The sequence below is a fragment of the Mucilaginibacter sp. UYP27 genome (assembly GCF_040547175.1).
In the GTDB taxonomy this organism is placed as follows: domain Bacteria; phylum Bacteroidota; class Bacteroidia; order Sphingobacteriales; family Sphingobacteriaceae; genus Mucilaginibacter.
Map to the genome: position 1 here is coordinate 295,710 of NZ_JBEPPE010000002.1, position 12,006 is coordinate 307,715.

General features: G+C 45.0%; 13 protein-coding genes. 6 read left to right on the forward strand and 7 right to left on the reverse strand.

Going from position 1 to position 12,006, the window contains the following annotated elements; genetic code table 11:
• Window positions 1-24: 24 nt before the first annotated feature.
• The 3 genes from ABIB39_RS09155 to ABIB39_RS09165 all read right to left on the reverse strand — a co-directional run bounded on the left by ABIB39_RS09155 (window position 25) and on the right by ABIB39_RS09165 (window position 3,449).
• Entirely contained in the window at window positions 25-1,140 is a 1,116-nt protein-coding gene (locus ABIB39_RS09155; protein ID WP_354429248.1) for a M42 family metallopeptidase, read from the reverse strand.
• 209 nt (window positions 1,141-1,349) lie between these two features.
• Entirely contained in the window at window positions 1,350-1,766 is a 417-nt protein-coding gene (locus ABIB39_RS09160) for a GNAT family N-acetyltransferase (RefSeq protein ID WP_354429250.1), read from the reverse strand.
• Between the two features lie 141 nt (window positions 1,767-1,907).
• Window positions 1,908-3,449: an acyl-CoA carboxylase subunit beta gene (locus ABIB39_RS09165; RefSeq protein WP_354429251.1), complete on the reverse strand. Its 1,542-nt coding sequence runs from the start codon at window positions 3,447-3,449 to the stop codon at window positions 1,908-1,910.
• 107 nt (window positions 3,450-3,556) lie between these two features.
• Between ABIB39_RS09165 and ABIB39_RS09170 the strand changes: the two genes are divergently transcribed.
• The 5 genes from ABIB39_RS09170 to can all read left to right on the forward strand — a co-directional run bounded on the left by ABIB39_RS09170 (window position 3,557) and on the right by can (window position 7,925).
• The gene (locus tag ABIB39_RS09170) at window positions 3,557-3,889 is read left to right on the forward strand and encodes a hypothetical protein (RefSeq protein ID WP_354429253.1); all 333 of its coding nucleotides are present in this window, start codon (window positions 3,557-3,559) and stop codon (window positions 3,887-3,889) included.
• A 150-nt stretch (window positions 3,890-4,039) separates the two neighbouring features.
• Window positions 4,040-5,644, forward strand: a complete 1,605-nt coding sequence (locus ABIB39_RS09175) for a SulP family inorganic anion transporter (protein ID WP_354429255.1) — start codon at window positions 4,040-4,042, stop codon at window positions 5,642-5,644.
• A gap of 12 nt (window positions 5,645-5,656) precedes the next feature.
• Entirely contained in the window at window positions 5,657-6,376 is a 720-nt protein-coding gene (locus ABIB39_RS09180; protein WP_354429256.1) for a carbonic anhydrase, read from the forward strand.
• Window positions 6,377-6,491: 115 nt separating this feature from the next.
• On the forward strand, window positions 6,492-7,247 hold the full coding sequence (locus ABIB39_RS09185; RefSeq protein ID WP_354429258.1) for a YoaK family protein: 756 nt from the start codon (window positions 6,492-6,494) through the stop codon (window positions 7,245-7,247).
• A gap of 12 nt (window positions 7,248-7,259) precedes the next feature.
• The gene (gene can, locus ABIB39_RS09190; protein ID WP_354429259.1) at window positions 7,260-7,925 is read left to right on the forward strand and encodes a carbonate dehydratase; all 666 of its coding nucleotides are present in this window, start codon (window positions 7,260-7,262) and stop codon (window positions 7,923-7,925) included.
• A gap of 25 nt (window positions 7,926-7,950) precedes the next feature.
• On the opposite strand, the gene ABIB39_RS09195 is transcribed toward can, so the two are convergent.
• The 4 genes from ABIB39_RS09195 to ABIB39_RS09210 all read right to left on the reverse strand — a co-directional run bounded on the left by ABIB39_RS09195 (window position 7,951) and on the right by ABIB39_RS09210 (window position 11,344).
• The gene (locus ABIB39_RS09195) at window positions 7,951-8,385 is read right to left on the reverse strand and encodes a DinB family protein (protein WP_354429261.1); all 435 of its coding nucleotides are present in this window, start codon (window positions 8,383-8,385) and stop codon (window positions 7,951-7,953) included.
• An 88-nt stretch (window positions 8,386-8,473) separates the two neighbouring features.
• A complete protein-coding gene (pruA, locus tag ABIB39_RS09200) occupies window positions 8,474-10,111 on the reverse strand; it encodes an L-glutamate gamma-semialdehyde dehydrogenase (protein WP_354429262.1) in 1,638 nt (545 codons plus the stop codon).
• 343 nt (window positions 10,112-10,454) lie between these two features.
• On the reverse strand, window positions 10,455-11,156 hold the full coding sequence (locus ABIB39_RS09205) for a M12 family metallopeptidase (RefSeq protein WP_502916201.1): 702 nt from the start codon (window positions 11,154-11,156) through the stop codon (window positions 10,455-10,457).
• Window positions 11,111-11,344: a hypothetical protein gene (locus tag ABIB39_RS09210; protein WP_354429266.1), complete on the reverse strand. Its 234-nt coding sequence runs from the start codon at window positions 11,342-11,344 to the stop codon at window positions 11,111-11,113. Before ABIB39_RS09210 ends, ABIB39_RS09205 begins: the two co-directional genes overlap by 46 nt.
• 233 nt (window positions 11,345-11,577) lie before the next feature.
• Here ABIB39_RS09210 and ABIB39_RS09215 point away from each other — a divergent pair, with 233 nt between their 5' ends.
• The gene (locus ABIB39_RS09215; RefSeq protein ID WP_354429268.1) at window positions 11,578-11,940 is read left to right on the forward strand and encodes a helix-turn-helix domain-containing protein; all 363 of its coding nucleotides are present in this window, start codon (window positions 11,578-11,580) and stop codon (window positions 11,938-11,940) included.
• The last annotated feature ends 66 nt before the right edge of the window (window positions 11,941-12,006 follow it).

The window sequence follows — 12,006 nt, forward strand, 5'->3', positions numbered from 1 at the left end:
TTTATTGGGTATAAATGTTTTAAATTATTTAATGTATCTAAAATCTTGTCCGTTGGTTATGTTCAGCAAGCATTCATATATCAAGCGGATCACATTGTCCACATCCTCTTTATGGATCATCTCCACAGTGGTGTGCATATAACGCAGCGGTAACGATATCAGTGCCGATGGTACGCCATCGTTAGAGTAGGCAAACGCGTCAGTATCCGTACCGGTAGAGCGGCTTGATGCCTGGCGCTGAAACGGGATGCCCGCTTTTTGTGCCGATTCTATCAGTAATTTGTTCAGGTTGTTTTGTACCGCCGGGGCGTATGAAATAACCGGGCCTTTACCACAGGCAAGGTCGCCCTGGGTAATTTTGTTGATCATTGGCGTACCGGTATCATGTGTAACATCGGTAACAATGGCAACATTCGGTTTAATGCGGTGCGCTATCATTTCGGCACCACGCAGGCCAATTTCTTCCTGCACGGCGTTCACAATATATAAACCAAATGGTAACGTAATGTTATTTTCTTTCAGCAAACGTGCAACCTCGGCAATCATGAAACCACCTGCGCGGTTATCTAAAGCCCGGCCAACGTAGTAGCGGTTGTTGAGCACCATAAATTCATCTTCGTAAGTAATTACACAACCCACATGAATGCCAAGGGCCTCAACTTCGTCCTTACTGGTGCAACCACAGTCAAGGAAGATGTTTTTAAGTGTTGGGGCTTCTTCCTTTTCGCCGCCTAAACGGGTGTGGATAGCCGGCCAGCCGAATACCGCTTTTACGATACCGTTATCGGTATGGATGTCTACACGTTTAGAGGGTGCAATCTGGTGATCGCTGCCGCCGTTACGAATAACGTAGATCAAACCATCGTTAGTAATATAATTTACATACCACGAGATCTCATCGGCGTGTGCCTCAATTACCACTTTGTACTCGGCCTGTGGGTTTATTATACCTACAGCTGTACCATAATTATCTACAAAATGGTCGTCGATGTAAGGTTTCAGGTACGCTAACCAAAGTTCCTGGCCTTTGTATTCAAAGCCGGTAGGCGAAGGGTTATTAATATATTTTTCGAAAAATGCTAAGGATGTTTCAGTTACTACAGCCGGTTTTTGTTCGGCCTCAGGTTTCTTTTTTGCCATGTGTTATATATATAATGCTATGGGGTGATAGCCGTGGCAAATATAATAAAGCTGTTGATAATGAAGTAATATATGCAAACAGCAATAAAACCTTATTTATAACTTAACATTCACTTTATAGTATATGCTCATCTTTGCAGCGTAATAAAAGATCAGTTAATTAGTTAAAGTCACAAGAGGTCAGTTTGCGCAAGGCGAGCTGACTTTTTTTATTTTACCGCCAGGCTTTTCGCCATAATAATATAGTCGACTCCATTTTTTTGAAATTCATTGCCGATTTTAGTGTAACCTAACTTCTCGTAAAACCCCGTGGCTGATTGCCTTGCATTACACCAAAGGCGTGTCCCGTTCTCACGCGATACAAACGCGGTTACATAAGCCAAAATTTCTGTGCCGATGCCTTTTCCCTGTTCATCTGCCACTACAGCCAGTTTGCGAAACTGCCAATCGGTACCCTTTTGAAACAAGGACACCACGCCAACCAGCTTATTATCCTCAAACGCCCCAAAATGATAACCGAGGTTATCCTCTTCCATTTCCATGTTGTGCATGTACTCGCCGGGATACAATACATCCCTGCGCAGCCGCCAGGTTAAGTGAGGGGTTATTTGTTCGATGGAAAGCATAGAGGTAAAAGGATTTATTTTGATGATTTTTACAATTCCCGCCCAAGGGAGGAAATTAAAACAAAGAAAACCCCTCCTTGCACCCTCCGTTTGGAGAGAATCGCACAGGCCCCAAGTTTTCCTTCAAATCTAAGATCTGAATTACAACGGTATATTCCCATGCTTCTTCTTGGGGTTGTTCACCACCTTATTCTCCAGCATTTTAAAGGCATGGATCAGCTTTACACGGGTTTCTGCCGGGGCTATAACCTCGTCAATAAAGCCACGCTCGGCGGCGCGGTATGGGTTGGCGAAGATGGTTGCATACTGCTCTTCCTTTTCGCGCCATTTGGCTTCCGGGTCTTCGGCAGATGATATCTCGCGTTTAAAGATGATTTCGGCAGCGCCTTTGGCACCCATAACGGCTATCTCTGCACTTGGCCAGGCATAATTCATATCGGCACCAATATGTTTAGAATTCATTACATCGTATGCGCCGCCGTAGGCTTTGCGGGTAATAACAGTAATACGTGGAACGGTGGCCTCGCAAAAGGCGTATAGCAGTTTAGCACCGTTGGTAATAATGGCATTCCACTCCTGGTCGGTGCCCGGTAAAAAACCCGGTACGTCCTCAAATACCAATAACGGGATATTAAAGCTATCGCAAAAACGCACGAAGCGTGCGCCCTTGGTTGATGAATTGATATCCAGTACACCCGCCAAAAACGCGGGCTGATTGGCTACGATACCAATACTGCGACCTGCAAGGCGGGCAAAGCCTACCACAATGTTCTCGGCAAAATTTTTATGAACCTCCAGAAACGATCCGCCGTCAATCACCTGCTCTATAACCTCGCGGATATCGTAGGGTTGTGAAACGTTCTCGGGCAGTATATCGGTTAATGCGGGGCGTTCCTCATTCTTTATCTCGTAAGGCAGGGCAGGGGCACGGTCCTCGCAGTTTTGCGGCATGTAGCTCAGTAGTTTTTTTACATGGTTAATGGCGTCTATCTCGTTAGCGCAGGCGAAATGGGTTACGCCGCTTTTGGTAGCGTGGGTATTGGCGCCACCCAGCTCTTCGGATGTTACCACCTCGTGCGTTACCGTTTTTACTACGTTGGGGCCGGTTACAAACATATAGCTGGTATGCTCTACCATCAAAATAAAATCGGTAATGGCAGGCGAGTACACCGCGCCGCCCGCGCATGGCCCCATAATGGCCGAGATCTGCGGAACAACGCCGCTTGCCATTGTATTTTTGTAAAATATATCGGCGTAGCCACCAAGGGATACTACGCCTTCCTGGATGCGCGCGCCGCCCGAGTCGTTCAGGCCAACAACAGGTGCGCCATTCTTCATGGCAAGGTCCATTATCTTAACGATCTTCTCAGCATGGGTTTCAGACAGGGAGCCACCAAAAACGGTAAAATCCTGCGAAAAAACGTAGATCAGCCTGCCGTTTACGGTGCCGTAACCGGTAACCACACCGTCGCCGGGGTACTTTTCTTTCTCCATCCCAAAATCCGTACTGCGGTGCGATACCAGCATGCCTATCTCCTGGAATGAACCATCGTCCAGCAAAAAATGCAGCCTTTCGCGGGCCGTTAATTTCCCTTTTTTGTGCTGACTTTCAATACGTGCAGCGCCTCCACCCTCAAGCGCTTGGTCGCGCTTTTTTTGTAAAATCTCCAGCTTTTTGTTCACGATGTGGTTTATTGGTAAAGCGATAAAATTAGTAATTATATTGTAAGATTAGCTTTAAAGGGCACAATGATACTTTGCGTTTCCAAAAAACGTTATCTTTGCGACGCATGAAAAACAGAATTTGCAAAAATTCAATGGCAGCACTATTTATGGGCATCTTTTTAATAAAGATGGTTATATCTGTTGCGCCTATTTTTTTATGTATGGATAATAAGGCCGTGCGTGCGGTGATCATGCAATTAGAGCATGAGTCAAAAAACGAGAAAGACGACCCTGAGAAGGATGCCTTTAAAGACAAAAAGTTTTTTGACGAAAATGTAAATCACCTCGTTGTGTACAGGCCACTTGTTGTCGAAAACAACATTCTGCACAACCAGGAACGCTCCCTTTACCAGCAGGTATATCATCCTGCGGTACCTACCCCACCACCCAACGTTTAACTACAATTTGCCGGATATCTTCTTATCTGGTGAGCAACCGCGTACCGCTGTTTTTTGTAACAGCCGGGCAAGATATGCATTACACGCAACGCTGATTTAGTGTTGGGTAACGTGCTGTTTACTTAAGTTTTCATTATAAAATTATTGTTTATGCAAATCAAGCAAGGCGGCGTTTCCGCCGGCGACCTCAACCTGAAAAAGTATTTCTTAGCTAAAAATTTAAAAAAGGACCTCCCCGGGGGCTTAGTGGTGTTTTTAGTGGCCCTGCCATTATGTTTGGGTATAGCCCTGGCATCAGGCGCGCCATTGTTCTCGGGTATTTTGGCGGGTATTATTGGCGGTATTGTTATTGGTACGCTTAGCGGCTCGCAGTTAAGCGTGGCCGGGCCGGCTGCCGGTTTAACAACCATCGTTTTAAATTCTATCACCAACCTGGGGTCGTTCGAGGCATTTTTACTTGCGTTAGTGCTTGCCGGCGCTATGCAGATCGTGTTTGGTTTAGTTAAAGCGGGTACCATTGCCAATTATTTCCCTTCATCAGTTATCGAAGGGATGCTGGCCGCTATAGGAATCATCCTGATCATGAAACAGTTCCCACACGCTGTAGGCTTCGACAGGGATTTTGAAGGTGACGAGGGCTTTAGCCAAACCGACCAGGATAATACCTTTTCGGGCATCTTCAGCGCCTTAAACAAGATTAATTATGGCGCGGTGATTATCACGCTGGTTTCTTTAGCCATTATGATCTACTGGCCGAAGGTTAAAAAACTGGCTATGATACCGGCACCTTTACTGGTTGTGGTTTTGGGTACTGTAATGGCTTGGCTATTTGCCGGTACGGGCCTTGCGCTTTTAGATAAACAATTTGTACAGATCCCTTTAGTACACAGCACGGGCGAGTTCTTTGGCCTGTTTAAATCGCCTAACTTTAGTGCCATAAGCAATAAGGCGGTATGGATAACAGCGGTTACCATTGCCATTGTAGCAAGTTTAGAAACCCTGCTAAGCCTGGAAGCGGTTGATAAAATTGACCCTATTAAACGCATCTCGCCTACCAACCGCGAACTGGTTGCCCAGGGTGCGGGGAATTTAGTTAGCGGCCTTTTGGGTGGCTTGCCTATGACGGCCGTTATTGTACGCTCGTCGGCAAATGTAAACGCGGGTGCTCGTACCAAAATGAGCGCCATTTTTCACGGCTTTTTACTGCTTATCTGCCTGTTGGCCATCCCATCGTTGCTAAACAAAATACCGCTATCATGTTTGGCGGCTATCTTGTTAACCGTGGGTTATAAGCTGGCAAGGATAGGCCTTTTCAAACACATGTGGCATAAGGGGCTGGATCAGTTTATCCCCTTCGTGATCACTATTTTGGCCGTTGTGTTTACCGACTTGCTGATAGGCGTTGGTATTGGGATGCTGGTGGGGATCTTCTACATTTTGCGTACCAATATGCGTAACCCATATTTCTACACTATTGGCAACAATGGCGAAAAAAATACCATCCGCATAAAACTGGCCGAGGAGGTTTCGTTTTTAAACAAAGCCGCCATCCAAATAACCCTTACCAGCTTACCAAAGGGCAGCGATGTGGTTATTGATGGCTCAAACTCGCGCTATATAGACCCGGATGTTTTAGAGATCATTAATAATTATAAGCACAATGCTTATACCAAAGGCATTATTGTGCAATTAAAAGAGATAAAGGACAAGTACGATGTGCCGCCTTTAAAAGACCTTATTTATAAATCAGAATAATTTAAAACTACCATGAATAATACAGAAAATAAAAACGGAAAAAACGGAATCGATACCAATAGTATAAAACTGGCCCAACGTGCCAGCTACAATAAATTAAAAACCAACAACAGCGAGTGGGCTGCTAAACGCACTGCCGAAGATCCTGAGTTTTTTACCAAACTGGCACTGGGGCAAAGCCCCGAAGTGCTTTGGATAGGTTGCTCGGACAGCCGGGTACCTGCCAACGAGGTTACCGGTACAAAGCCGGGCGAGGTGTTTGTGCACCGCAATATTGCCAACGTGTGTGTACACTCGGATATGAACATGCTTAGCGTGTTAGATTATGCCGTTAACGTGCTAAAGGTAAAACATGTGATCATCGCCGGCCATTACGGCTGTGGTGGTGTGGCGGCAGCGTTAAGTAACAAGCAGTTTGGCATTATAGACAACTGGCTGCGCCATATTAAAGATGTTTACCGCTTACACGCCAACGAGCTTGACCGTATTACCGACGATAAAGCTAAGGTGAACCGATTGGTTGAGCTTAACGTTACCGAGCAGGTTTACAATATCTGCAAAACGTCTATCATCCAAAATGCCTGGATGGAGCGCCATGACCTGGAAGTGCACGGTTGGGTGGTTGACATCAGCACCGGGTTAATAAAAGACCTTGGTGTAAGCAGCAGCCACCCGCATAGCCTTGGTTATGTGTACGAGTTTGATAACGTTGAGGTAGTAGCCGCGCATTAATTAGCCCTCTGTAATCTACCCATATATTGACCCCGGTCGCTATTGCGGCCGGGTTTTTTATTAATATTCAAAACACGATTTTGTTGCGTATGTTTAAGCATCATAAAGCTCCGATATGTTAAGGCAACCGCAGGATAAACGTACGCTCAATCAAAACCTGATGCTGGCGTCATCGTCGGCATTTGTGGCGGGTATTACAGATGTGGTGGGGCTGCTTGCTTTTTTGGCGTTTACATCAAATGTTACCGGGCACGTGGCAAACCTTGCCAAAAACATCCTCAAGCAAGATTTTAGCTCCATTATCATCTTTGTGATATGGCTGCTGATGTTCATGATAGGCTCGTTCGTATCAAACTTTATTGTACAGTCTTTAAAGCACATTAGTTTGTACAGGGCACATTCGGCACCCATCATCTTAGAGATTATTGTGCTGTTGTTTGTAGCTGTTTACGGGCATAAGTTTTACCCGGAAACCGAGCTGGAGCGTAAAATTGTTATTGGCTCGCTGTTATTTGCCATGGGTTTGCAAAATGGGCTGGTATCAAACATATCGGGCGGATTGATCAAATCTACCCACCTTACCGGGTTATTTACAGATCTGGGGAGCGAACTTGCCGACTGGATGCACCCCAAAACCAAAGAAAGCCAAACGGTAAAGAATAAGATTTATGTAAGATTAACTGTGCTTACTTTTTTTATTTTTGGCGGGATGGCAGGCGGTTATTTTTTTAACATTTACGAGTTTAAGGTATTTTACTTTGTACCTGTTATATTGCTCACTATATTATATTATGATATGTTACCTGTGTTTTTCCATAAGGTGTTCCAGCTGATATATTCAACCAAAACAAAAATTACAAAATCCAAATAAAAACAGATCTATATGTGCGCTACAAAATTGATACACGATACCAGCCATATCACTTACGAAAGCCTGCTTGACGGCAACCGCCAGTTTGTTGAAGATACCCTAAAAGAAGACCCGCAATATTTTGAGAAACTTGCTAACGGCCAAAAGCCACCTGTTTTATGGATAGGCTGCGCCGATAGCCGTGTACCAGCCAACCAGATAACCAACACCAATCCGGGCGAGATATTCGTACACCGTAACATTGCCAATATGGTGATCCACACGGATATGAATATGCTAAGCGTGTTAGATTACGCGGTGAATGTATTGGAGGTAAAACATGTGATAGTAACCGGCCATTACGGCTGTGGTGGGGTGCTGGCATCAATGAGTAACAAACAATTTGGGCTGATAGATAACTGGTTGCGCCACATTAAAGATGTTTACCGCGTACACGCCAGAGAGCTTGACGCTATTGAAGATGAAACCAAGCGCGGCGACCGCCTGGTGGAACTTAACGTGGTAGAAAATGTAAGTAACCTTTGCAAAACATCCATCGTGCAAAACGCCTGGGCAAATGAACGGGAACTTAACGTACACGGCTGGGTTTACAGCCTTGCTACCGGTGTAATTACCGATATGCAAGTAAGTACCAGCAACAATTCGAAGATGGATGAGGTGTTTAGATTTGCTAAATAAAAAGAATCAAGACGTATTATATTATTCAATTATCAAGTAGCCGGCGATGGTAGTTTATTTGCCCCAAATGGTAGCCTAAGTGCATCGCAAGGTGAACAAAAAAGTATTGGGTAGTTGCATTTTCTAAGAAGATCTCCGCAGGGTACTTTTCATTTAATTGGTCTTCTGAGATCATATCGAAGGTTCTTCCGATCATGATAATGGTCTTTTCAATCATATCCACCAATTTTGCACGTGGCGCAAATTCATCAGGGCGGTTCCTTACATAATTTTTGTTGCCAAATTCTGCCCCAATATAAGTGTTGAGGTTACCAACCAAGTGCAGGCAAAGGTTGCCGGCAGAATTTAATATACCTTTTTCGATATACCAAAGCTTTTCCTCGTTTTGGTAAGCTTCTATCTCCTCCTTCAATTTTTCAAGGTCGCGGATGATCAAATGTTTAAGCGTATCTTTTATCATATAGGTATGGTCATTTATCAATATAAATAAAAAAGGCGAAAGATTCTTAAAACCTTTCGCCTTTTAGCTTTTATCTTTTACCGAGGTATTAGTGCTCAGGCGTTAAAAACGGGTATCTGTAGTCCTTTGGAGAATCGAAAGTTTCTTTGATGGTACGTGGCGACACCCAACGCAACAGGTTGATCATCGATCCTGCTTTGTCGTTAGTGCCGGATCCCCGGGCGCCGCCAAATGGCTGCTGGCCTACTACTGCACCGGTTGGTTTGTCGTTTATGTAAAAGTTACCCGCAGCGTTGCGCAGACGTGTGGTAGCCTCGGCAATGGCATAACGGTCTTGCGACAGGATAGCGCCTGTTAAAGCGTAGATAGAGGTCTTGTCGACGATATCCAGGATCTTGTCCCACTCTTTATCCTCGTAAACGTAAACGGTTAAAACCGGGCCAAACAATTCCTCGCACATGGTTACATAGTAAGGATCCTGCACCTGCAGCACGGTAGGCTGTATAAACCAGCCCTGGCTTTTATCGTAAGTGCCACCTGCAATTACTTCAACAGCATCATCCGCCTTGGCGGCATCAATATATTTAGCCAGTTTGTCAAACGACACTTCGCTGATAACCGCATTAATAAAGTTCTCGAAATCTTCGGTAGGGCCCATTTTAAAGGTAGCCATTTCTCGTACCACATGCTGTTTAACCGCAGGCCAAATGCTTGCCGGGATGTAGGCACGCGAAGCTGCCGAACATTTTTGACCCTGGTACTCGAACGCGCCGCGTAACAAAGCTACGGCAACCGAATCGGCATTGGCGCTTGGGTGGGCAAGCACAAAATCTTTACCGCCGGTTTCGCCCACAATGCGCGGGTAGGTTTTGTATTTATGGATGTTGGTACCAATGGTTTGCCAGATGTGCTGAAACACCTTGGTAGATCCTGTAAAGTGGATGCCTGCAAAATCGGGGTGGTTAAAAACCACGTCGCCAACTTCTGGGCCATCGGCATAGATCATGTTGATAACACCGGCAGGCAGGCCTGCTTCTATTAACACCTGCATAATAACGTTAGCGGCATAAACCTGCGTATCGGCAGGCTTCCAAACCACAACGTTGCCCATCATGGCGGCAGAAGTTGGTAAATTACCCGCTATAGCCGTAAAGTTAAACGGTGTAAGCGCAAACACGAAGCCTTCCAACGGGCGTTGCTCCAAACGGTTCCAAACACCTTTGCCGGATACGGGCGGTTGTTGCTGATAGATCTCCGTCATATATTGCACGTTGAAGCGCAAAAAGTCGATGAACTCGCAAGCAGCATCGATTTCGGCCTGGTAAGCGTTTTTGCTTTGGCCAAGCATGGTTGCCGCGTTAATGGTAGCGCGATAGGGGCCGGCCAAAAGTTCGGCGGCTTTTAAAAATATGGCTGCGCGTTGTTCCCACGGCAGGTTCTCCCAATCCCCCTTGGCGGCAAGGGCGGCATCAATGGCAGCGGTAACGTGGCTTTTATCGCCATAGTGAAAAGTGCCTAAAAGGTGTTTATGATCATGTGGCGGGCGCAGTTCCATCAATTTGCCTGTACGGACTTCCTCACCGCCAATATACATGGGGATATCTACTTGTTTTGAACGGGCTTCTGTTAAAGCCGCCTTAAGTTCTGCACGTTCCACACTGCGCGGGCCGTAGTTTAATACAGGCTCGTTTACAGGCTCGGGAACATTAAAAAATCCTTTTAACATAGGTGTTTAATTTAGTGCCGCAAAGATACGGGTAAATGTGCAGATGTGCCAATATGCAACTGTGCAAATCAGTTTTGTGACGTGGGGTTGATGTTTTGATAATACTAATTGCGGCCGCAAGCGGAACGCTTGTGGCCGCATGCTAAGTTTAAATTTTGCAATGCAAACAATCGCTTCCGCAAGAAGCCCACTTGTGGCCGCAGGAAGGTATCCATTTTGTAATTAGCGCCTATGGCTTGATGAATTGGTTAATATTTGTCCTAAAGCCACAACCTGAACGCTTGCGGCAGCGGTCGATAGTTATAATAAAAAAGGCCGGATAAACCGGCCTTTCTATTTCATATTAATTAGGATAAACCCTTGCTATAAATTTCTTGTCCTTGTCGCTCAGGTAGTAATTATATCCTATGGATGAGCCATCGGTAGTAAACTCTTTGGGCACGGGGTATTGCATAATAGATTCGGGATCAAACTTGGTGTTGCGTACATTGTGTTTATTGTATTTATTAAAAATATTAAAATCGATATACTTTTTGGTCCAGTTGTTTGGCGGGCCCATATAGTATTGGTAAACAGCCTGTTTGTCCCACGGGATGTTGGCAACGGGACTTAGTTGCTCATGGCCCAGGCCAATAGCGTGCCCAAACTCATGTACTATGGTGCGGTTAAACTCTCTATCCTCCGTTTTTTTGTTGAACCAACCAAAGTTCATGGTTTGGTAAGCCTTGTACTTTTCGGCATCGGTACCCAGTAACGACCATGAACCATGATCTTTATTAACCTTGAACCCCACACGGACGTTAGATTCTGCCTTTTTTGTGGTAACTGCAAAATGCAGGCTGGTATGGTTGGCCCATTTACGTGCGTAGAATATCACCTTATTGCGCAAAAATTCGCTGCCGTTTATAAAGTAGATCTTCAATGTTTTTCCTTTTGCCCACTTGGTACCTTTTACAAATACCCCGCGCTGGCTTACTTCATCGTCCTCTTCGTCTAAAACTATGGGTTGGCTATCGGTAGGTTTGTCAATACAACCCTGGGCAATGTATTATCGGTCGCAAAATCGGTTTCGTTTTGCTCATCCGTTGCTGTGGTAGCTAAAAGTTCGTCATTGTTGGCGATGGCTGCATTTTCCGTATTATCTGGGGTCGCTTTGAGCTCGCTTTCCGGCGATTTGGTACACGCCGACGCGATGCAAATGAACAGCACCGCGGTTAGATATTTTTTACGCATAATTAATTATTTTAAGGTAATTAAATTTCGTTGTTTATTGTATTGTAACGCCAATGTCATGGAATTGTTTGCTTTGATTGATATTCAAGGGTTTTATATTCATTCCTGTAGGTTAGCACATGTGTACCTTGATTGATAAATAACATATATAATCGAGTTAGTAGGAAACACACCGGTTTTCCGGTTTTAATGCAAAATGTATCACATTTCCCAAAAATGTTTATCATTGTACCATGTCTGACGAAGCGGTTGTAAAACGGATAAAGGTTATTGTTAAGGAGCATGGAGGGCAACTTGCACTGGCCAACGCCATTGGGGTAGACCAGGGCTTTATCAGTAAAGTGATCAACCAAAAACAAGACATCAGTTACTACCTTATCCGCAAGCTTTGTTTCCAGTTAAAATACTCGCCCGAGTGGCTGATACTTGGTACCGGGGATAAGATGATCCACAAACCCGATTCGGCCAAGCTGATCACCGAGATTCAGATGCTGCGTACCGAGGTAGATATCCTGCACGCAAGGATGCGCGCCTACGAGATTCAGCTCGAAGAATTAAAGCAACACAACTTAACTGATAAGCAAAAAGCTGGATAACAGCGCTATTAGGGCACTTGTTAACATTGAGGTAATATTAAGTGGCTGTTATGGTAATGCACTCGT